This is a genomic window from Psychrobacter sp. DAB_AL62B (genome assembly GCF_028895345.1).
In the GTDB taxonomy this organism is placed as follows: Bacteria; Pseudomonadota; Gammaproteobacteria; order Pseudomonadales; family Moraxellaceae; genus Psychrobacter.
This window is the reverse complement of the sequence record NZ_SAXC01000001.1, coordinates 541,164-563,948: the sequence shown is the minus strand read 5'-3', so window position 1 is coordinate 563,948 and position 22,785 is coordinate 541,164. Positions and strand designations below refer to the sequence as shown.

The window sequence follows — 22,785 nt, the reverse complement described above, 5'->3', positions numbered from 1 at the left end:
GTAAGGATTTAACATGAGTATTTGTATTCACCCCATTAAAGCATTTAATGATAATTATATTTGGACACTAATTAATGACAGTAACAAACAGGCGATTGTCATTGATCCGGGTCAAGCTGAGCCAGTAGTCGATTATCTGGAAAAAAATGAGTTGGAGCTGACTTCAATTTGGACCACCCATCATCACCATGATCATATCGGCGGCGTCGCAGAGCTACAAGAGTCCTATCCGATGACGCATCTGGTAGCGCATGCTGAACATAACGTCGATGAAGATCAGACCATAAAAGATGGCAGTACGGTGAGCGCATGGGGCAACGCAGCGCAAGTATGGGACGTATCTGGTCACACTGCCAGTCATATGGCTTATATTTTAGATATCGAAGGTCGTAAGCATTGTTTTTGCGGTGATACACTATTTAGTGCTGGTTGTGGGCGTGTTTTTACTGGAACTATTGAGCAATTACATGAGAGCTTTAAGCGTCTAGACGGGCTGCCAACCGATACCTTGTTATACCCTGCGCACGAATATACCGCTAGCAACTTACGTTTTGGCTTGTCGATTGAACCTGATAATGCCGCAATGCAGAGAGCATTGACGCAAGCAGAAGAAAAAACGACACAAGGCATCCCAACATTACCGGTGACTTTAGAGCATGAGCGTGCGGTAAATGTGTTTTTACGTACGCAAGAGCCGAGTGTGATAGCAGGGGTGAAGGCTAAAGTAAATATCGATGATGAAAAATCTTTGACCGTATTTGCCGCTTTACGTGAGCTTAAAAACAACTTCTAGTTTCTAAGCCCTAATTTAGGTTTCAATCACCGCTCCATTGATAAATGTTAGCTACTCACTTCTCTATTGTCATATTTATCTATTTTAGGAAGCTGTCATTATGGGTCGTTATATCTTAAAAAGATTATTGCTGATATTACCGACGCTTTTTTTGATACTGCTGGCGAACTTTGTCATTGTACAAGCCGCCCCCGGTGGACCTGTAGAGCAGCAGCTTGCGCTTATCGAGCAAGGCGCAAAAGACAACGCGCTGGGTGCTAATATTGGTGCGGGCAGTGCAGGCGGCAATAACAGTACCTATCAAGGGACACGCGGTTTGTCAGAGGAGATGGTAGCAGCCATTAATGCGCAATACGGCTTTGATAAATCTGCGCCTGAGCGCTTTTGGCTGATGCTCAAGAACTATGTAAAGCTAGATTTTGGTGAGTCGTTTTTTAAAGGTCAATCAGTAACGGATTTGATTATCGAGAAGCTGCCAGTCTCAATCTCACTCGGGCTCTGGAGTACGCTGCTGATTTATATGATAGCGATTCCGCTTGGTATTTATAAAGCCATGCATCATGGCTCGGGAATTGATAAAGCAACGGCTATGCTGCTTGCCATTGGGCATGCGATACCCGTCTTTGTATTTGCGGTGATTTTATTGGTGTTTTTTGCTGGCGGCAGCTACTGGAATATTTTTCCACTGCAAGGATTAACCTCAGAGAATTTTGATCAATTAAGCACACTTGGTAAAGTTAAAGATTACTTTTGGCATCTGGCTTTGCCGCTGCTGGCAAGCACGGTTGGTGGCTTTGCGGGTTTGACTTATTTGACCAAGTTTAGCTTTTTAGAAGAGCTTGGTAAGCAGTATGTACTTACCGCCCGTGCCAAAGGCTTAGGCGAGCGGCAAGTCTTATATGGTCATGTCTTTCGTAATGCCATGCTGATTATTATCGCCGGTATCCCAGCGGCTATCGTTGGGATTTTCTTTGCCGGTAACTTTCTTATTGAGATTATCTTTAAGCTTGATGGTTTGGGATTGTTAGGTTTCGAAGCCATTCAGCAGCGCGACTATCCAGTGATATTTGGTACGCTATTTATCTTCACCTTGGTCGGACTGTTATTACAGTTAATCAGCGATTTAAGTTATCACTTAATCGATCCGCGTATTGATTTTGAGGGGCGCTAATGTCAAATCATCCGCTACCCTCAGCCGCATCTTCTGTCCCTGTAAAAACAAAACCGCGCTTAAATCCTATTTGGCAAGCGAGACTCAATCGTTTTCACCGTAATCGCCTTGGTGTCATATCACTATTTATTTTTGCGGTGATATTCGTTATTTGTATGGCAGCCAATGTGATTGCCAATGACAAGCCTTTGCTGGTGCAGTATCAAGGCGACTACTACTTTCCAGTATTAAAGGCGTATCCTGAAACAACTTTTGGCGGTGTGTTTGAGACTGAAACCAATTACAAAGACCCAGCAGTGCAAGCGCTGATTGATGAGCAGGGTTTTTATATCATGCCGCCCATTCCATTTGCCGATCAAACACCAAACGTTGAGCTGGGCACTCCCTATCCAGCAGCGCCCAATAGTCAGAATTGGTTAGGTACGGATGATTTGGGTCGCGATGTGCTGGCGCGCATACTTTACGGCATGCGGGTGTCATTATTGTTCGGTCTCGCCTTGACGCTTGCGGGCGCTTTGATTGGTATTGTCGTCGGTGCGATACAAGGCTATTACGGTGGTTGGGTAGATTTGGCAGGGCAACGTTTTATGGAAGTGTGGGGCGGGATGCCGCAGCTGTTCATGATTATTATTTTGGTCAGCTTATTTAGCCCCAGTATCACGATGCTATTTGCCATGATGTTGTTATTTGGCTGGATGGGCTTGGTTGGTTTGGTACGAGCAGAGTTTTTGCGCGCCCGTAACTTTGACTATGTGCGTGCGGCGCGTAATTTGGGTGTTTCGGACAGTCAAATCATGCTCAGACATATTATGCCCAATGCCTTAGCTTCGAGCTTGTCACAGCTGCCTTTTATCTTAACCGCTAATATTATCGCTCTGACGGCATTAGATTTCTTGGGTTATGGTTTGCCGCCTGGGTCGCCGTCATTGGGTGAGTTGATGGTACAAGGAAAAAATAACCTCGATGCACCATGGCTTGCGCTATCAGGATTTTTTAGCTTAACCTTTATTTTATCATTGCTAATATTCGTTGGCGAAGCGCTGCGTGATGCGTTTGATCCGAGGCGTTCCTGATATGACAACTGATAGTATGATAACAACTAATACGACAACTGCTACTGATAAAAATAATCTTTTAGGAGAAAATCATAGCATTGTGCAAAATAAGCTAATGCTAGTAGTAGATAAACTTAGTATTGTTACTGATGCAAGTATTGTTCTGGTCGATAAACTATCGTATAAGCTGAGACAAGGACAAACCTTGGCTATCGTTGGGGAGTCAGGCTCTGGTAAATCGATTGCCAGTCTGGCGCTATTAGGGCTGTTACCCGATAATTTAATTATTAGTGGTAAGGTACAGCTTGCAAATTCAACAGGTATGACGGCGCTACCAATAGCCAGTGAAAAAGGGCGTAATGCTGCGCTGCGCTCTATTCGCGGACAGCGTATCGGCATGGTGTTTCAAGAGCCGATGACCGCATTAAACCCGCTCCATACCGTTGCCAAGCAAATCGCGGAGTCCCTTCGTCTAAGCGGTGTACCCAAGAAACAATGGCGCGAAAAAAGTATCGCCTTATTAAATGACGTTAATATCACTGACCCGACTGATAAACTCAATCGCTATCCGCACGAGTTATCAGGCGGTCAACGTCAACGGGTCATGATTGCCATGGCATTAGCGCAGCAGCCTGATATTTTAATCGCTGATGAACCAACTACCGCGCTAGATGTGACTCTGCAGCATGAAATACTCGAGCTATTGGATGATCTTAAGCGTCAGCATAATATGGCGATGGTGCTTATAAGTCATGACTTAAATTTAGTCAGGCGCTACAGTGATGAGGTCATCGTCATGCGTCAAGGGCAGACGATTGAGCAAGGGCAAACAGCAGCAGTGTTTAGCAGTCCTGAAGCGGATTATACCCGCTCGCTGATTCAGCAAGATTTTGGGCAAGCGCTAAACTTCTCTGATGACGAGCAAAGTCAGCAATCGACTGTATTGCAAGTAAATAACCTACAAGTACAGTTTGCCATTGAAAAAAGTCTCTTTGGTGGTACTAAGCGCTGGTTTGATGCGGTCAAAGACTTAGATATGACACTACAGAAAGGGCAAGCGCTGGGTATCGTTGGTGAGTCAGGCTCTGGCAAGACGACGATTGCTCTTGCCTTAAGTCAGTTGCTTAGTAACCAAGCGCGTGTCAATGGACAGATAATGGTCAATGGGCAAGAGATTACGACCTTGTTAAAACGTGAGCTTCGCACTTTTCGCTCGCAGATTCAGATGGTCTTTCAAGATCCATTTGCCAGTATCAATCCTCGTATGACAGTCATGCAAATCGTTGAAGAAGGATTGCTAGTACAAGGTATCGATAAAATAGTACGCCAGCAGGCGGTGATGGATAGTCTTGCTACCGTACATCTGCCAGCTGAGTTTGCACAGCGTTATCCGCATGAGCTATCGGGTGGCCAGCGTCAACGCGTGGCATTGGCGCGCGCACTCATTATGCAGCCCAGTTTATTGATATTAGATGAACCTACTTCTGCGCTTGATAGTACCACGCAGGTGACCGTCGTTAATTTACTGCGTGAAATTCAAGAAAAATTGCAGATCAGTTATGTGTTTATCAGTCATGACTTAAAAGTAGTGCGCGCCTTATGCCAGCATATTATGGTACTTAAAGATGGCATGTGCGTTGAGTCAGGACGTACTGAAGATGTTTTTAATAACCCACAGCATCTGTACGCTAAGCAGCTATTGCAGGCGAGTGTACTTTAGCCTAAGTAACTGCTGTTAAATAATCAGAACATAGCAGTTCATACTAATAGCCACATACTAAAAACGGCAGTGGTACAATAAGTTTAAACAGTAGTCTGCTCTACCTAGACACGATCGTTTTAGGTATATTTACCTATTCTGATATTGGTTAATAGTTAACTGACTAAAACTGTCGTTATTGCTATTAAAAGCATCATTAAAAAGGATTTTTGTGCCCATGAAAAAACAAAATAGTATTTCCAAATTAGTCAGTAATAATCCGTTGCAACATGCCGGTTATTTGGCGGTTGCTAAGACTCGCGCCAAAGTGCTCAAAGCCTTCGCTTATGTAGTACCTATAAGAAGACCGATGTTATTCGTCGGCGAAACTGCTTGTGATGAGTTATGCGATATGCTCATTAATGAAGGTAGCACCAATGTTTTTATCGTGACTGATGCGGTGCTAAATAAGCTTGGTATACCAGCCAAAGTCACTGATTATCTAGACGCAAAAAATATTAGCTATAAAGTCTATGATGGTATTACGCCAGATCCTACTTTTAAAGTAATTGAAGAAGGGTTGCGCCAATCGGTAGGCGCTAAGTGCGATTCAATAATAGCCATCGGTGGTGGTTCAGTAATTGACGCGGCTAAGATGATCGCTATGTCGCAAGGGAATAACTGCAAGCCTAAACAGCTTATCGGCATTCTTAAAGCAAGAAAGCCTTCTGTACCGTTATATTGCGTGCCTACGACTGCGGGTACTGGCTCAGAGGCGACACTTGGTGCGGTTGTATCCGATGATAAAACTCATCAAAAAGAACTGTCTATTGACCCAAGAATGGTGCCACTGGCAGCGGCTATTGATCCTGTTATTATGAAAGGTATGCCAGCTCATATCACAGCGGATACGGGTATCGATGTATTGACCCATGCGTTAGAAGCATGGATGAGTGTAAATGCTAGCGTAGAGACGGATTATTATGCGGCCTCTGCAGCCAAAGCTGTTATGCAATATCTACCGATAGTCTATAAAGATGGTGGCAATCTTAAAGCAAGAGAAGAGATGGGTATAGCCGCTCATTACGGTGGTATCGCCTTTAACAAAGCCGGTCTGGGTTATGTCCATGCTATCGCTCACCAACTAGGGGCGTATTATAGTATTCCTCATGGTCGCGCCAATGCCATCGTGCTGCCTTATATACTTGACGTCAACCGTAAAGCAAGCCAAAAAAGATTGGCGGAGCTTGCTAGAAAAACGGGTATGGTACAAGCAGGTCAAGCGAGCAGTAGTGATAGCGATATTGCCGATCATCTAATCGCTCAAGTACGCGACTTGATTGCAACCTTAAACATCGAGCCAACAGTCAAAGGTATGAAAACCAGCGATTTTGATAGTATGGCTAAAGCCGCTGCAAAGGAAGTCAGTGACACCTATGCGGTACCGATGTACATGCCTGCATCTGGTATCAAAGATATCTTAACGAAAATTAAGCAGGCTAGTGATGAGCGGGCAGATAAAGATAAGAGTAGCGATAAAGTAGCATAAGTTTTTTTATCGAATTGATCCTCTAGCAATAGCGTAAAACAAAGCCTATTACCCTCTTGGGAATAGGCTTTGTTTTTGAATAATAGTTCAGGGCATTGTAAATATATAACAATTTAGGAATGTTTCAGTGATACCTGAGGGTTACGATGGTTACATGATATAACTCTTAGGAGCTTTTTATGAGCCGCCAATTATTAATGAATTACAAATTACAGTCTAAAGTCGTTGGTATGGCCATAGTAGCAACTAGTGCTTTTTACGTTGGTTGTGCTGCCACTGAAAACACTCCTGCTGTGAACAATACTCCCATCGATAATCCCTATGCACCTACAGATTCAAATTTAGCGGTGGCGACAGTGGCCGGTGGTTGTTTCTGGTGTGTGGAAGCTGGTTATGAAAAGATTCCTGGCGTAGTAGAGGTGGTGTCGGGTTATACTGGTGGTCAGACTGACACCCCTACTTATAGCACGGTATCAGCTGGTGGCACAGGGCATACTGAAGCGGCTCAAGTTTATTATGATCCAACGAAGATTACCTACAATGGTATCGTTCAAGCGCTATGGCGAATCGCCGATCCTACCGATGATAAAGGTCAGTTCGTAGACCGTGGTACACAGTATCGTCCCGCTATTTTTTACAACAACGATCAAGAAAAGCAGATAGCCGAAGCTGCTAAGCAATCGCTGCAAGCCTCTGATGTTTATAAAAAACCAGTAGTGATCGAAATTGTTCCTGCTAGTACATTTTACCCAGCGGAAGAGTATCATCAGGATTATTATAAAAAGAACCCGCTACGTTATAAGGCTTATACATTTAACTCTGGTCGATATCAATTTATCGAAAGTGTCTATGGAAAAGCCTATGAGCTGGATTTTAGCCAATTCAAACCGACTGCAACCAATACAAAGCAGGTAACGTCGAATAAGACGGCGACAGTCACGGCAGCTGCAGTTAAAGAAACCTCGGGCTTTGACCCAGATACGTTTGTGAAGCCGGCACAAGCTGAGCTTAAAAAATCACTAAGCGACATTCAATACAAAGTCTCTCAGGAAGATGGTACTGAGCGCGCTTTTGATAACGCTTATTGGGATAACAAAGCGCCTGGGCTGTATGTCGATGTGGTGTCAGGTGAACCGTTATACTCGTCTCGTGATCAATACAAGTCTGGTACAGGCTGGCCCAGCTTTACCCGTCCACTGAATACTAGTTTGGTCGTTGAAAAGGACGATCGGGGAATATTTGGAACTCGTACTGAAATTCGTAGTCGCTATGCAGACTCACATGTAGGTCATGTCTTTGATGATGGTCCAGCACCGACGGGTAAACGCTATTGTATGAACTCAGCGGCGATGCGCTTTATTCCACTTGCACAGATGGATTCAGCTGGTTATGGCAATTGGATTGATGAAGTAAAATCAGCTAGTTAGACCTTTTTTGACGACAGTCAATGAATCTTCATCACTGTTCAATGACTAAAAATCGTGAGTAGTTCGCATTAAAAAAGGATACCTAGGTATCCTGTTTTGTTCTTTATTATTTGCTGTTTCTTACTAGTATTAAAACGCCGGTTGACGTCTAGGTATCGCACTTAAAAACTCATTACGCGCTTGATTGTCGTGTACATATTCACCTAACATCGACATGGTGCGTGTAGTAGAGTGTTGCTTGTTGACACCGCGCATCATCATACACATGTGAGCGGCATCCATGACTACAGCCACACCGCGGCAACCCGTCACATCCATAATCGTTTGCGCTATTTGTTCGCTTAAGTTTTCTTGAACTTGCAATCGACGAGCAAACATATCGACGATACGAGCAAATTTTGATAAGCCTAATACGTGCCCATTTGGTAAATAGCCGATGTGCGCGATACCATGAAAGGGCAACATATGGTGTTCACATAATGAATAAAATTCAATATTTTGTACCAATACCAGCTCACGGTTGGTCGATGGAAATAAGGCGTCATTAACGACCTCATCTAGGCTTTGATGGTAGCCTTTGGTCAAATGTGCAAAGGCTTTGGCGGCTCGTATTGGGGTGTCTTCAAGTCCTGGACGATGCAAGTCTTCACCCGTTGAGGCGATGAGCTGACGATAGGACTCGGTACTTTCTTCATAATTTGATGTTATTGTTGGGGTATTGCTCATAAGTTTGGCAGCCATCCAAAATGTGGGTGTAGCTTAACGCTAAATCCTTGTTTACAAATAACGGTTGTAAAGGATTTTTATAAAAATTGTGCAAGCTTGGAAGGGTTGTGATTATACTTGAAATGAGCTCAATTTCCTACCGTTAAGGACAATACCTCTCATCTATATAATATAAGGCTGTCTGAAGTATTATATGTCAAGAACATAAATAGTTGGTTTAAGCAATTCGCTAAGACAGTTATAGTTTACGACTGTTTACTTAAATTGATTCGTGTATAATAAAGCGACTTTTATATTTTAATTGCTACTATTTTAACTGCTACTTTTTATAAAAAACTATCTTAACGAATTTTAATCGTTTAACAAGGAAATATCATGCTACTACAAGGACAGCGTTTTGTCGTCACCGGCATTGCTAGCAAACTTTCTATTGCCTGGGCAATTGCTGAGGCGCTACATCGTGAAGGCGCCTCGTTAATTCTTACTTATCCCAATGATAAAATTAAAAAACGTGTGGATATGGCGGCTGAAAAATTTGAGGCCGATCTAGTACTTGAATGTGATGTGGCGTCTGATGAGTCTATTGCGGCTTGTTTTGAGCAAGTCACTGCGCATTGGGGTGATGGTATTAATGGTGTGGTACATGCGATTGGCTTTGCACCAATGGATCAGCTTGATGGCGATTTTGTCAATGCGACCACTCGTGAAGGCAGCCAAATTGCTCATGATATTTCAAGCTACAGCTTTGTGGCATTGGCAAAGGCTTCACGTGAGTTGCTTGCCATGCGCCATGGCTCAATGTTGACGTTAACGTATGAAGGTAGTATTTCAGTATTGCCAAATTACAACGTCATGGGCATGGCAAAGGCCAGTCTTGAAGCGAGTGTTCGCTATCTTGCCACCTCTATGGGCGGTGAAGGTATTCGCGTTAATGCCATCTCAGCTGGTCCTATTCGTACGCTTGCGGCCAGTGGTATCAAATCATTCCGTAAAATGCTCGATATCAGTGAAAAGATTGCGCCGCTACAGCGCAATATTACTCAAGCCGAAGTCGGCAATGCCGCGTTATTCTTATTATCACCGTGGGCATCAGGTATCACTGGCGAGATCATGTTCGTTGATGCAGGTTTCAATACCGTTGCTATTAGCGAGCAGTTGATGATGCTCGATGAAGCAAAATAATTGTATTTAGTGATGAGTTATAAGGTTTGAGAAATACGCAAGGCAGCCAATTGGCTGCCTTTTTTGGTTATACTATGGACTTTTTCAGTGATAAGCCATTAGGCGACGAATATGATAACCAGACTACCAAAGTGGATATTGTGGGGCGGGGCAGTACTGGCATTTAGTGCAGGCTGTGTCAACACTGCAGCATTGATGGGTTTTACCAATTTGTCGGTCTCTCATGTCACAGGCAACGTGAGCTTGTTTGCAGCGGCTATTGCTTATTTAGACGCACGCAGTATCTTATATATCGGTGCACTACTGTTATCTTTTTTGGCAGGGGCAGTTTTGAGCGGCTTTGTCATCGGTCAGACATCATTGAAACTGGGTAGACGTTATGGCACTGCGCTATACATTGAAGCGGCATTATTGTTAATAAGCTATTGGTTATACCAGCAGCACGATTATCTAGGACAATTGGCAGCTGCCATGGCCTGCGGATTACAAAATGCGATGGTAGCTACCTATAGCGGAGCGGTTATTAGGACAACACACTTAACTGGCCTGACCTCAGACATGGGCGCTGCTATCGGTAATTGGTTAGCAGGTCGGCGCATCAGTAAACCAACATTAGGATTTCAAGCGATCATCTGGTACTGCTTCTGCGGTGGTAGTGCTGTAGGGGCTTTTTTATATGCCAGAGTAGGCTACGGTGCTTTGTTCTTACCCATTGCCATTGTGTTGACTGCCGCCTTTGTCTACAACTATGTATCGGACAATCTGCCAGAAAAAAGACAGCCCAGAGCAAAAAAGCGCCCATCGGTTTGATGAGCGCTTTTTTTGTTTGAGTTTTTGTGTTCAAATAAATGTAAAACCGTATTTTATTTATCGTCTTCTTTATGGTCTTCGTGCTCGTGCATGCCCTGCATCATATCGAGAGCTGAGTCATCGGTACGCTGTTGGTCTTTTTTAGCAAGGCCATCTTGATTGATATCTTGTCTTGCCATCTTAGTCGTTGAGTCAGTCTTATTGTCATCTGCCATGAGAGGCTCCTATTTGATTTTATTAACGTTCTTCACCAACTAAGTATGTGATACTGCTTATGAGTTGTACAGGGCAGATGTGGGCATGTTTAGTGACGGTGTGTAACTTTGTATCAGCCCGACTCATAGTTCTCTTGAACAGATTTAAAAGTATATTTCTACAGCCAATTGGTTTTGGATAAATGAGATGAAAACTATATTTCTAATATGGTTTTTATAATGCCTATATTGAAAATATTTTGGTGGATAATGTTTCTGCTATGATGGCGGCGTATTTTGGTAAGCACAGTTATAAAGCTATTATTCACTGTTGAAATACGTCTTTATATTTATAATTTTTAACACCGTCTTTGGGCACAATAAGGACATTAAAGGACATTATATGTCAGAGAAAAAACTAGACAGCCATCTACCTGATGATGGCAATGAATATTTATTTACTGATACCTTTCCAAAGGGTACAGGTAAAGGATTGATAGTTGTCGCCATTGCCGCCGTTATCAGTCTGCTTATCTATAATGTATTGCCGTACGATATTAGTGCCAATAAAGGCCTTGCCATGTTGTTCTTTATCGGCGTGTTATGGTTGACTGAAGCGGTACATGTCACCATTACAGCGATATTGGTCGTTGTCATAGGCGCACTTATTGGTTTACCGGACTTCGATGCTGCCATCGGTTTACAAAGCTTTGCCAACCCCATTATTTATTTGTTCTTTGGTGGTTTTGCGCTAGCGGCTGCGTTGCATGTGCAGCAATTAGATAGAAAAATTGCGCTCAAGATTCTATCAATGTCAGGCGGCAATCTTAGAAACGCGGTATTCCTAATCTTTGGGGTCACTGCATTTTTATCGATGTGGATATCAAACACTGCTACTGCAGCGATGATGCTACCATTGGCGCTTGGTATTCTAACGCAGGTTGATCGTGAAAAAGACCGTGGCACTTTTGTATTCGTCCTATTAGGTATTGCTTATTCTGCCAGCCTTGGTGGTTTGGGTACGATTGTTGGTTCGCCGCCCAATGCTATTGCTGCCAAAGCGCTTGATATCGCTTTTGTCGATTGGATGAAGTTTGGTATTCCAATGATGTTAGTACTGCTGCCATTATTGCTTGGTGCGATGTATTTGTTCCTCAAGCCTAACTTGAATCGTCAGGTAACGCTTAACGAAGACGCGCCTATTGAATGGAACAAGCCACGTGTGCTGACGATTATCGTCTTTATCGTAACCGCATTGAGCTGGATACTCTCAAAACAAATCGGTGCAGCACTGAATGTCGATGATATTGATTCCATTGTCGCGTTATTAGCGGCATCAGCAGTGGTTAGCTTAGGTTTGGTGTCATGGAAGCAAGTGTCTGACAATACTGACTGGGGCGTACTCATGTTGTTCGGTGGTGGTATTGCACTATCAACCGTTCTAAAAGTATCAGGAGCATCTTTGGTTCTTGGTCAAACCGTTGCTAATGGACTGGCCTCTGCACCGCTTATCATAGTCGTACTTGCAGTCTCTGCGTTCATTATCTTCTTAACGGAGTTTGCTTCTAATACCGCTTCTGCAGCCTTGTTAGTACCTGTGTTTGCTGCCATTGCTGAGCAAATGGGTCTGCCGCCTGCAGTACTAGTAATGATTATCGGTATCGGTGCTTCTTGTGCCTTTATGCTGCCGGTTGCTACTCCGCCAAACGCTATTGTGTTTGGTACCGGTCTCATTAAGCAAACAGAGATGATACGTGTTGGTGTCATACTTAATATTATTGCTACGTTCGTAGTTGGTTTGTGGGCGTATTTTTTCTTACTATAGCTTAGCAATCAAGATTGTTATAACCATAAAGACCCAATGTTTAAGTGACTCTTGAACATTGGGTTTTTCATTTACTCGTAGCAATAATGTCTGTATAAAATACTTATCGTTTGTTCTATTGTAGGCATAAGCAAAAGCATTCGAATCGTTTTTATAAATAGTAAATAATGTCATCTCATTAAATGGAATTGATAACATGGCACAACGGTTAGTAAAAATCATCATTTATCTGCTTCTTGCTATCATTGCTCTACTAGCTGCGCTCATAGCCTTTTATTGGGCGCCTGATCGTAGCGTGGCTGAGCTTAAGCAATGGCAATTACCTAACAGTGAGTTTATAGCTATTCAAGGGTTGCAGGCTCATGTGCTGCAATCAGATAAGTGTGATGTTTATCGCAGTAAAGCGTCCATTGATCAAGCGATTAGCACTGGAAAGTCGCTACCCGAAGCTGTCGTTTTATTGCATGGAACATCCGCAAGTTTGCACACATGGCAAGGCTGGACGAAAGCGTTAAGTGATGAATATTGTGTCGTTAGTATGGATTTACCGGGTTTTGGTTTAACCGGTCCATATACGGATGAGATGATAAAGTACAATAGCGCCAATTACGCTAAATTCGTCGTGCAAGTGCTCGATCGCTTAAATCTAGATCAAGTGACAAAAGTGACATTGGCAGGTAACTCTCTAGGGGGCAAAATCGCGTGGCGTACAGCGGCTCTTTATCCTGACCGTATTGATAAGCTTATCTTAGTTGATGCCGTTGGCTATCCAGCGACGCCAAAGCATGTGCCCATTGGTTTTAAGTTGGCAAAGTATTCGGCGTTGACGCCTATATTAAGTCGTGTATTGCCGCGAGATGTGGTTAAAAAAAGCGTGCTTAGTGTTTATGCTGATGACACTAAGGTCGATGAAGCATTAATCAATCGATATTATGATTTGACGCTACGACAAGGTAACCGGCAAGCATTAAATCGTCGCCTACAAGAGACTGATAGTAATAGTGACCAAGCACAAATTAAACAATTAGATTTGCCGACTTTAATTATTTGGGGCGCACAAGATGACCTCATTCCCGTCGAGAATGCTGCGCTTTTTCATAAGGATATTGCACATAGCCAGCTCAAAATATTTGATGATTTAGGGCATGTGCCACATGAAGAAGATCCTATAACAACTGTTAAAGTGGTCAGAGATTTTTTGAAGCAGCCATTCAAAGTCTATCGAGCTGATTAGTCACTGACTACTAACTGAATATGTTTATCTAATAAGGAAGGCTTCATATGCTAACACTATATATGGTTCAATTAGGCGGTCGTCCCAAAGGGCGGCTGATTGAGCAACACGATATATTTTTTGGTGTGGCCAATCAGGTGAATGAGTTAATAACAGATATCAATAGTCATTGGCCTGAAGTAAAAAATAAGTGGCACATTGATTCGTATCGAGCGATTACTAAGGTTAATGATTATGCTATTAAATTGGTTGAATCAAGCAACCAAGTAGAACACAACCATGATTTAAAGCTATTCTTTATTAATTTAGGCGGTTATCAGCAGGGCAGCTTTGAAGAGTTTCATTACAAACTACTCATCGTTGCTGCCACTCAAGCGGAGGCGATCAAACAAGCAAAGCAGAGCGAATTTTATAAGCAGTTTACTTTTAATGATAAAGAATCACCTTTTAATGCTGCCTCACATATTGATGATAAGTTTGAGGTAGACATAGATGACATATATAACGTAAGCGACCTTATCTCAAATGTTGAGATTGTCATTGAGCCTATTGCTTGCGCGCTCGATGGAAGTCTAAATGCTGTAGAAGATAAAGAATACGTAGGATATTTAAGTATTAAAAATCTTAAAAAATTAGCACTGTAATAATATTGATTGTTACTTATATATTTGTATGTTTTCAGCTATATAGCTTAATCACTTTATGTATTTGAGAGACTTATGATGGCTTTATTAATTTAAGACAGTCGTTTAGCACCAATACAAGCCTAAACCATACACGAGCAACTTGAATCACAGCCCAATTATCCCCATAATCTAACCACTTCCAAATAATAAATAGCCTAAGTAAATATGCCTGATACTCCAAAAGATAATCAAGAAAACAGCCAACATGCGAAAACTGAAAATCTGAACGCTGATGCAAACGATAAGCCACAGAAAAAAACAGAAACTCAAAACACTGTTTCTGTTGCTAATTTACCTGTACTCGCAAAAGATGAGTATTATCTAAGCCGTCTTGAGCGTGAGCTAGCACGTGCAAAATCGTCTAAAAAGCCTGCTGCCAATAAAAATTCTAATGCAGATGCCAAACACGACGCTAAAAATAGCAATGATTTAGAGAAAAAACGTGCGCAATTTGAAAAGTTAAAAACTCGCTCTCAACAAGCGGTGCAAGCGCGTATAGATAGTATTCCAGATGAGCTAGCAACCAAATTAAATCTTGATCTGCCGGTCAGCCAACGTGCAGATGATTTGATACAGGCGATTATTGATAATCAAGTGATTATCGTTGCTGGTGAAACAGGCTCAGGTAAAACGACGCAGCTACCTAAATTAGCGATGCTGGCAGGTCGCGGTATACGTGGGCAGATAGGGCATACACAACCAAGACGGCTTGCAGCGAGAAGTGTAGCGAACCGGATTGCCGAAGAGTTAGGTGAGCAATTAGGTAATACCGTCAGCTTTAAGATTCGCTTTAACGAGCAGGGTACGGCGCAATCAGTCGTTAAGCTGATGACGGATGGTATCTTATTGGCTGAGCTTGGTCATGATCGCTTTTTGAGTAAATACGACACCATTATTATTGATGAAGCGCATGAGCGTAGCCTTAATATTGACTTTATCATGGGCTATCTTAAAAAACTGCTACCTAAGCGTCCAGACTTAAAAGTCATTATTACCTCGGCAACACTAGATACTAAGCGCTTTAGTGAATACTTTAGTCATTACGACGCCAAGCTTAAACGCCAAGTACCAGCGCCTATCTTTAATGTAGAAGGGCGCAGTTTCCCAGTTGAAGTACGTTATCGTCCGCTAACTGATGAGCCAGTGACCAGCTCTGACGATGATAGCTACGATGATTTTGAAGAGAATCTACCGCGTGCGGTGGTTGCCGCTGTAGAGGAGTGCTTTAGCGATGCGCAAAATAAAGGTCATGCTGATCAAGCTGATATCTTGATATTTGCGGCGACTGAGGCTGAGATACGTGAGTTACAAGATGTCCTTGAGCGGCACGGACCAAAGCATACCGAAGTGCTGCCATTATTTGCACGACAGACTTACGAAGAGCAGCAGCGCATCTTTCAGCCGTCCGGTCGCGGTCGCCGTATCGTCATTGCGACCAACGTTGCTGAGACTGCGTTGACCGTACCCGGTATTCGTTATGTCATTGACTTAGGGTTTGCGCGGATTTCGCGTTATTCGTATCGCTCTCGCGTTCAGCGTTTACCGATTGAAGCCATTGCCCAAGCTGCCGCCAATCAGCGTAAAGGTCGCTGTGGTCGCGTTGCGCCCGGGGTTTGTATTCGCTTATATAGCGAAGAAGACTTTAGTGGTCGTCCTGAATTTACAGAACCTGAAATTTTACGTACCAACTTAGCATCTGTTATTTTGCAAATGGCAAATCTGCGTCTAGGCAGTGTCGACGACTTTGAATTTATTGAGCCACCTGATAGTCGTCTAGTTACTGATGGACATAAACTGTTAAATGAGCTGGGTGCGATTACTGAAAAAGACGAGCAAGCAGCTAGTCATTCAAATGCTAAGGCGAATAGCACAGCAAGCAGTAAGCCAAAACGCCAACAAGGCCTCGATCATTTAAAGTTGACGCGTATCGGGCAACAGATGGCGCGTATGCCAATTGATCCAAGGCTGGCACGTATGCTGGTTGCCGGTTCTGACTTTGACTGTATCCGTGAAATGTTGATTGTGGTTGCCGCGCTTGCAGTCCAAGACCCGCGTGAGCGTCCGGCTAATAAGCGCACCCAAGCCGATCAAAAGCATGCAGAATTCCGCCAAGATGATTCAGACTTTTTGTTTTATCTAAGTTTATGGAAAGCACTGTTTGAAAAAGATGAAGACGGTAATAAGCTGTCTGGTAATCAGCGCAAACAGTTTACTAAAAAGAACTATTTAAGCTTTCCGCGGGTACGAGAATGGCATCAAACCCATCGTCAGTTGGTGCAAATGGTCACTGAGCTTAAGCTGACTGATGATGCCGACTCAAAACCTAATACTAAAAATGGTGAGTTAGTTAATAGTGATCCAACGGGTGTTGAAGATGAGGAACTTAAAGCGGTTAAATATGCCAATTTGCACCGTGCATTATTAACCGGATTGTTATCTATCATTGCTCATAAGACCGAAAGCCGCGGTGAGTATCTGGCAGCTCGTCAGCAAAAGACTAAGATATTCCCAGCCAGTACGGTATTTAAACAGATACCACCGTGGGTAATGGCGTTTGAGATGGTAGAGACCTCGCAAGTCTTTATGCGTACCGTTGCCAAAATTGAACCTGAATGGATTATCTCAGCAGCTGGCAACTTATTAAAATACCACTACTTTGAGCCGCATTGGTCGAAGAAGACTGGGCGCGTCAAAGCCTACGCGCAGATTAGTTTGTTTGGGCTAATTATTATTGGCAAGCAGCTGACCAATTATGAACAAGTCAATTTAATTGAAGCGCGTGAGATATTTATCCGTGATGGCTTAGTGACGGGTAATTTTGGTCGACAAGCGCCGTTTTTACAGCACAATATGGATAAAGTGGCGGATATTGAGCGGATTGAAGATAAGTTACGCCGCCGTGATTTATTGGTCGATGAAGAAACGCTATATCAGTTTTATGATAAAAAAATTCCTGAGCATATTGCCAGCCGTAAAGCCTTTGAAGATTGGCGTGCGGAAGTCGAAAAGACCGATAGCAAATATCTATTCTTTACTGATGATGACGTACTCAATAGCCAAGCGCCAACGACCGGCGATTTCCCAGAAGTTTGGAAACTGGGTGATTTAAAACTACCGTTGCGCTATATCTTCGATCCATCAAGTGATGATGATGGGGTCACTATTCGTGTGCCATTAGCTGCGCTACCACAGTTAGATGCGATTGAGTTGCTATGGGGTGTACCCGGTTGGCGCTTTGAGTTGGTGTTGCAATTACTGAAGTCATTACCAAAAGAAATCCGTCGGCAAATTGTACCCATTCCAAATACGGCTGATAGTTTGTTCGATGAGCTACAGCCTGCTGGTGGTCAGGGCCTGCTTAAACAGCTTTGCCAAGCGTTAAATCGCCGTGGCATTATGTCGGTGACACCCGATAATTTTAATCCGTCTACCATTGATCGTTATCTACAGCCGCAAATTTGTGTAGTTGATGATAAGAACCGTATTATCGAAAAAGGTCGCGATTTACAAACGCTACAGATTCGTCATGCAAGTGAGACCAGTCAAGCCGTCACTGAAAAGCAAGGCGCGCATACGAGCTTCCCTGAGCATTTTAAATTTAGTAAAAACCATCATAGCGCTGGCGTGGTGATGAAGCAGTTTGCCGCCTTGGTGACTGATGAGGCAGGCGCGGCAGTATCGATTCATCAATATACTGATGTGAATGCTGCATTGCAGGCGCATCGTATAGGTGTCTTAACGCTCATGAAAGGGCAGCTTGGCGCGAAAAAGAAGCAGCTGACCAGTCAAATTGATAGCATATTCAAATTGGCTTTTGCACCACTTGGCGATATGGAAAAGTTAAAAACTATCGTTATTGATGCTGCCTTAGATGCTGCCCTTGAAGAGCACTATATACTCTTCGATCATAGTGCAGACTTACCTGAAAGTGCCGATAGTATTGCGACTAATCTGGCAGAGGAGTTACCGTTCACCCTTGAGGAATACACTCAAACGTCAGAAGCAGTGCTCAGCAATTTCTTATTAATTGGTCAAGCAGTGATTAAGACACTTAAAAATGTCTATACCCGTTGGCAGCGTATTCGTCAGAGCTTACTAATGCTTGATCGCGAAATATTTGGTGAGTCTATTGATGACATCGAGGACCAGTTGGAAGATTTGCACTTAGCGAAGTTTGTTTATCGAATGGATTATAGTCATTGGCAGCAGTATCCACGCTATTTAGAAGCGCTCCAAATTCGCCTTGAACGCCTTGAACATAATATCGAAGCCGATCTAGAGGGCGTTTATGCGCTCGATTTACATATGGAACGCTTGTCAGGGCGTGCTGATAGTGAAGCAATTAGTGAATATCGCTGGCTAGTCGAGGAATATCGCATTCAATTATTTGCCCAGCCGATGAAAACGCGTATGGCTGTATCACCAAAACGTCTAAGTAAAATGTGGGATAAGGTCAGTTAGATTGATGATTATGCTTTTGTTATCTTTAATAGTAAGCGCCTACTTTTTAGACTTTTTATCACTACCAAATTTGCCTCTACAGGGTATGCCAAGGCGATAAACTTACCTCATACTTAAAGTTTCCTTAATAATTAAAGTTTCCTTAATAATTAAAGTACCCTAAATAATTAAAGTACCCTAAATACTTAAATACATAATTTGTTACTTCTTATTTGAGCGTCATAATGTTTTAATGGGTATCAAAGAAAATTAGGACTTAATATGGAAAGGATATCCAATCTTGAAGTGCTCGTGTCATCTAAAATAAACACTGCACATTCGGAACGTGAAGAAAAAGTCTCGTTATTAACGGGCGAGATGGCACAAAAGATAGTAAATGCTGCTTTTTTAGCAGCGCAAAAAGATAAGCTGATGGTGTCGATTACGATCGTTGATCGTTCAGGACAGACACTTGCCCTGTTAAGGGATCATCGAGCAGGCGTACATACTATTCGTTCTAGTTATAAAAAAGCTTATACTGCCAATTCGCAAAAGAGAGAAACCGCTGTTATTGCTAAAGGGATCAAAGACGGAACGATTCCTGAAGATATCAGATACTTAGATGAAAACTTTCTGATGATGCCTGGTGGTGTGCCTGTTTTTATCGATGGTATTGTAGTTGGAGCAATTGGTGTAGGCGGAGCACACGGTAATGAAGACGTTCAGATTGCAAAAGCAGGCTTAAAAGCTTTAGGCTTACAGAAGTTATAAAAGCTGTTGTCTATGATTGTAGCCAATCCCGCTATCCGCTTGTATCTGACTTGCCACTGGCGTGTGCTCTTTGCCGTTATTTACGTTCCTGCTTAGCGAGACCACGTCTAACGGAGAGCACATCGCCATCGTCTGTATCAGGATACCGCTACTATCGGGGCTAAACTGCACCACCAAATAAATAAAAGGGCTGGATTAGCAATTGCTAACCCAGCCTTTTTTTGACCTCATACTAACTAAATCAATAATTTAACCTTTGGGTAAACCATATTGGCAGGAGATAGGATATCATCCAATGTTGCTTTATCCATCAGTTTTTCTTCTAAGACGATGTCATAAACGCTGCCACCAGTTTCTTGCGCTTTTCTAGCAACATAAGAAGAAGAGTCATAACCTAGATGCGGATTAAGTGCAGTAACCAGTCCGATGTTATTAAACACTTCGATGTTACAAGCCTCGTTATTCATGATGAGACCATCGATGCAGCGAGTGGCAAACATCTCACAAATATTGGCAAGCATGCTCATACCCGTAAATAAATTAAAGGCAATAACCGGCTCAAAAACGTTCAACTGTAATTGACCATTCTCTGACGCCATAGCGATGGTGCTATCAATACCCATGATTTGGAAACAAGCTTGGTTCACCACTTCCGGGATAACTGGGTTTACTTTACCAGGCATGATTGAGCTACCAGGTTGCATTTCAGGTAGGCGATATTGCGCCAAACCGGCACGAGGACCAGATGACTGCAAACGTAAATCGTGTGCAATTTTTGATAGGCGTACTGCAAAAAGACGCAAGTTACCTGATAAGGCAACATAAGCACTGGTATCTTGCGTGGCTTCAATTAAGTCTTCAGCGATATAGTAAGGTCTATCAGTCAGCTCAGATAAGGTCTTGGCAACCTCTTCTGAATAGCCAGCCGGCGCATTCAGACCAGTACCAATCGCTGTGCCGCCCATATTAATCTCATGAAATAGAGCACGAGTCGCTTCGATGCGCTCCATTTCTTTTTTGATCATCGTTGCAAATGCATTAAACTCTTGACCTGCTGTCATAGGCACAGCGTCTTGCAAATGAGTGCGACCCATTTTTAACTTATCGGCCAGCTCAACACTTTTATTTTTAAAGCTGTTATACAAAATATCCATTTTAGCGAGCAAGCGCACGCAGTAATCATCTAACGCAATTTTTAGCGCAGTAGGATAAGCGTCGTTGGTCGACTGTGAAAGGTTAACATCATTATTTGGATGCACATGCTGATATTCGCCTTTCTTATAACCTAAAATCTCTATTGCTCGATTGGCAATCACTTCGTTGGCATTCATATTGGTTGAAGTGCCAGCACCGCCTTGGAACATATCGACAATAAATTGGTCGTGATATTTATTAGCGATTAAATCATCGCACGCTGCCACAATGGCGTCTTTGGTTATTTCATTTAATACACCCACTTTATTATTGGCAATGGCCGCAGTTTTTTTGACGGTCGCCAAAGCACGAATAAAAGTAGAAAACTGATGTAAACGTACACCACTGACAGTGAAGTTTTCAAAAGCGCGTAAGGTCTGAATACCATAGTAAGCATCAGCAGGGACATCACGATAGCCGAGTAGATCGTGTTCTTGGCGAGTAGCAGTAGTCATTCAATAAAATTCCTTTAATAAAAAGCCCTGACTAATATGATGCCTCGACCCTAATTTTTATTAAAATAAGGGTCGAGGCATCATATTAGTCAATCAATTGGTTCAACCCTATAGGATAAGCTTTTTACACGGTGATTAATAATGAATTTTTATTGCATGATGCATAATAAAACAAAATTTTTTATATATTAAAGTTTTGTAGCAGCAGAACGTTGCCATAGTTGTGTTTATTTCAACTTAACTATAGGAGCGGTTATGCTTATAACATTAAAAAAGCAAAGACAATGATCGTTTGTTTTTGCTTTTTTAATGCTAATATTTGTTTTAAGGGTCAGCTCGTCTAACCTCAGCTTTAGGGTTTCGCCCGAATATTTTCTGTCATCACGCCCATGGCATAAAAGAATAGGGCAAACAGCGTCAATGCTACGATAAAGGGTGTAAAGATCCAAATAACGATATTAATTAATAATGAAGATAATAAGCCATTAAATATGATGGTATGGGGTGCGATAAAGTCAGTAACGACATCGACTGCACGCTTAGCAATCGGAAAGAGTAGTGTACTAACCCCTAAGATATAGATATATTTGGCAAAGTCAGGGTTGCTTGTTAGGACAATAGCGTAAAATCCTACGTAAAAGAAAACACCTAATGCCCAACATTTGAGAGTGTAGCTTAAACGAATCATGTCCCATCCTCCCGAAGTCTGCTGCTATTTTATAAAGAATTCAAAGTTTGACTGAAAGTTAAAATCTTGATTGAGAATTAAAATCGTTCTAATAAATGCAAAATATTGAATATAATATATATGTTATATTATGAATATATAAGTCAAGTCAACTGTTTTCTATAATTATCTTCATTTTACTAATCACTCACTGGGTGTTAGCTTTATACATAAGCGTTTATCAGTTAATAATAAATAGCCTAAGCTAAAGTTAATATTTAAGAACTAAAAAAGGAAAACAAAATGTGGAACGAACGCTATAACGAAGCAGAGTACATCTTTGGCACAGAACCCAATGATTTTCTAAAAGAAAATTTTCAGAAAATAGCAGCAGGTGGCAAGGTTTTATGTTTGGCTGAAGGCGAAGGCAGGAATGCGGTATTTTTAGCAGAGCAAGGCTACCAAGTCACCGCCATGGATATGTCTGAAGTGGGTTTGAATAAAGCGTTAAAGCTGGCGCAAGATAGAGGCGTGGCGATTACCACGCAGGTTGCTGACTTAGCCGCCTATGATTTTGGAGAAGAGAAGTGGGATAGTATCGTCTCTATTTGGGCGCATTTACCAGACGCTGTCCGTCGACACGTTCATGCTCAAATTGTACCGGCATTAAAGCCAGATGGCGTCTTTATTTTAGAGGCTTATACTGAGCAGCAGCTAACTATGGATGCAATCGGTGGTCCACCTGCCACGCAAAAAGAGCGCTTTGGGTCATTGACAATCTTGCGTGCAGAGCTCACAGACCTAGACGAAATAACCGGTATCGAAAAACAGCGTATAATTTCAGAAGGTAAGCGCCATCAAGGTCTGAGCGCAGTTGTACAGTATGTAGGTAGGAAAAATAAATAAG

The 22,785-nt window shown here is 42.5% G+C and carries 18 protein-coding genes; 14 read left to right on the top strand and 4 right to left on the bottom strand.

Features of this window, described 5'->3' with window-relative positions:
- Positions 1-13: 13 nt before the first annotated feature.
- The 6 genes from gloB to msrA all read left to right on the top strand — a co-directional run bounded on the left by gloB (position 14) and on the right by msrA (position 7,694).
- Positions 14-793: a hydroxyacylglutathione hydrolase gene (gene gloB / locus EPB74_RS02230; protein ID WP_274902526.1), complete on the top strand. Its 780-nt coding sequence runs from the start codon at positions 14-16 to the stop codon at positions 791-793.
- 100 nt (positions 794-893) lie between these two features.
- Entirely contained in the window at positions 894-1,964 is a 1,071-nt protein-coding gene (gene yejB, locus EPB74_RS02225) for a microcin C ABC transporter permease YejB (RefSeq protein ID WP_274902525.1), read from the top strand.
- A complete protein-coding gene (locus EPB74_RS02220) occupies positions 1,964-3,037 on the top strand; it encodes an ABC transporter permease (protein ID WP_274902524.1) in 1,074 nt (357 codons plus the stop codon). The genes yejB and EPB74_RS02220 overlap by 1 nt, the downstream gene beginning before the upstream one ends.
- A 16-nt stretch (positions 3,038-3,053) precedes the next feature.
- Complete coding sequence (locus EPB74_RS02215; protein ID WP_446740008.1) at positions 3,054-4,739, top strand: ABC transporter ATP-binding protein; 1,686 nt, start codon at positions 3,054-3,056, stop codon at positions 4,737-4,739.
- A 217-nt stretch (positions 4,740-4,956) separates the two neighbouring features.
- Complete coding sequence (locus EPB74_RS02210) at positions 4,957-6,267, top strand: iron-containing alcohol dehydrogenase (protein ID WP_274902522.1); 1,311 nt, start codon at positions 4,957-4,959, stop codon at positions 6,265-6,267.
- Between the two features lie 179 nt (positions 6,268-6,446).
- Positions 6,447-7,694, top strand: coding sequence for a peptide-methionine (S)-S-oxide reductase MsrA (gene msrA / locus EPB74_RS02205; RefSeq protein ID WP_274902521.1), 1,248 nt, complete (start codon positions 6,447-6,449; stop codon positions 7,692-7,694).
- A gap of 129 nt (positions 7,695-7,823) precedes the next feature.
- Here msrA and folE read toward each other — a convergent pair whose 3' ends face one another.
- Positions 7,824-8,420 (bottom strand): GTP cyclohydrolase I FolE, encoded by a 597-nt coding sequence (gene folE / locus EPB74_RS02200; RefSeq protein ID WP_254423092.1) that lies wholly within the window; start codon positions 8,418-8,420, stop codon positions 7,824-7,826.
- Positions 8,421-8,795: 375 nt separating this feature from the next.
- Between folE and EPB74_RS02195 the strand changes: the two genes are divergently transcribed.
- Together EPB74_RS02195 and EPB74_RS02190 are read left to right on the top strand one after the other, a co-directional pair.
- Positions 8,796-9,602, top strand: coding sequence for an enoyl-ACP reductase FabI (locus EPB74_RS02195; RefSeq protein WP_079691696.1), 807 nt, complete (start codon positions 8,796-8,798; stop codon positions 9,600-9,602).
- A gap of 111 nt (positions 9,603-9,713) precedes the next feature.
- On the top strand, positions 9,714-10,412 hold the full coding sequence (locus EPB74_RS02190; protein WP_274902520.1) for a YoaK family protein: 699 nt from the start codon (positions 9,714-9,716) through the stop codon (positions 10,410-10,412).
- 53 nt (positions 10,413-10,465) lie between these two features.
- On the opposite strand, the gene EPB74_RS02185 is transcribed toward EPB74_RS02190, so the two are convergent.
- Complete coding sequence (locus tag EPB74_RS02185; protein ID WP_165767613.1) at positions 10,466-10,627, bottom strand: hypothetical protein; 162 nt, start codon at positions 10,625-10,627, stop codon at positions 10,466-10,468.
- A 382-nt stretch (positions 10,628-11,009) separates the two neighbouring features.
- Here EPB74_RS02185 and EPB74_RS02180 point away from each other — a divergent pair, with 382 nt between their 5' ends.
- The 5 genes from EPB74_RS02180 to EPB74_RS02160 all read left to right on the top strand — a co-directional run bounded on the left by EPB74_RS02180 (position 11,010) and on the right by EPB74_RS02160 (position 19,562).
- Positions 11,010-12,431, top strand: a complete 1,422-nt coding sequence (locus EPB74_RS02180) for an SLC13 family permease (protein ID WP_274902519.1) — start codon at positions 11,010-11,012, stop codon at positions 12,429-12,431.
- Positions 12,432-12,627: 196 nt separating this feature from the next.
- Positions 12,628-13,665 carry an alpha/beta fold hydrolase gene (locus EPB74_RS02175; RefSeq protein WP_274902518.1) on the top strand — a complete coding sequence of 346 codons (1,038 nt, stop codon included), beginning with the start codon at positions 12,628-12,630 and terminating at the stop codon, positions 13,663-13,665.
- 47 nt (positions 13,666-13,712) lie between these two features.
- Positions 13,713-14,309, top strand: coding sequence for a DUF1543 domain-containing protein (locus EPB74_RS02170; protein ID WP_274902517.1), 597 nt, complete (start codon positions 13,713-13,715; stop codon positions 14,307-14,309).
- A 207-nt stretch (positions 14,310-14,516) separates the two neighbouring features.
- Positions 14,517-18,812: an ATP-dependent RNA helicase HrpA gene (hrpA, locus tag EPB74_RS02165; protein ID WP_274902516.1), complete on the top strand. Its 4,296-nt coding sequence runs from the start codon at positions 14,517-14,519 to the stop codon at positions 18,810-18,812.
- Between the two features lie 261 nt (positions 18,813-19,073).
- Positions 19,074-19,562 (top strand): GlcG/HbpS family heme-binding protein, encoded by a 489-nt coding sequence (locus tag EPB74_RS02160; protein WP_274902515.1) that lies wholly within the window; start codon positions 19,074-19,076, stop codon positions 19,560-19,562.
- 236 nt (positions 19,563-19,798) lie between these two features.
- Here EPB74_RS02160 and EPB74_RS02155 read toward each other — a convergent pair whose 3' ends face one another.
- Positions 19,799-21,211, bottom strand: coding sequence for an aspartate ammonia-lyase (locus EPB74_RS02155; protein WP_274902514.1), 1,413 nt, complete (start codon positions 21,209-21,211; stop codon positions 19,799-19,801).
- A 352-nt stretch (positions 21,212-21,563) separates the two neighbouring features.
- Positions 21,564-21,899: a hypothetical protein gene (locus EPB74_RS02150; protein ID WP_274902513.1), complete on the bottom strand. Its 336-nt coding sequence runs from the start codon at positions 21,897-21,899 to the stop codon at positions 21,564-21,566.
- Positions 21,900-22,181: 282 nt separating this feature from the next.
- On the opposite strand from EPB74_RS02150, the gene EPB74_RS02145 reads away from it, so the two are divergent.
- On the top strand, positions 22,182-22,784 hold the full coding sequence (locus EPB74_RS02145; RefSeq protein ID WP_274902512.1) for a class I SAM-dependent methyltransferase: 603 nt from the start codon (positions 22,182-22,184) through the stop codon (positions 22,782-22,784).
- The last annotated feature ends 1 nt before the right edge of the window (position 22,785 follow it).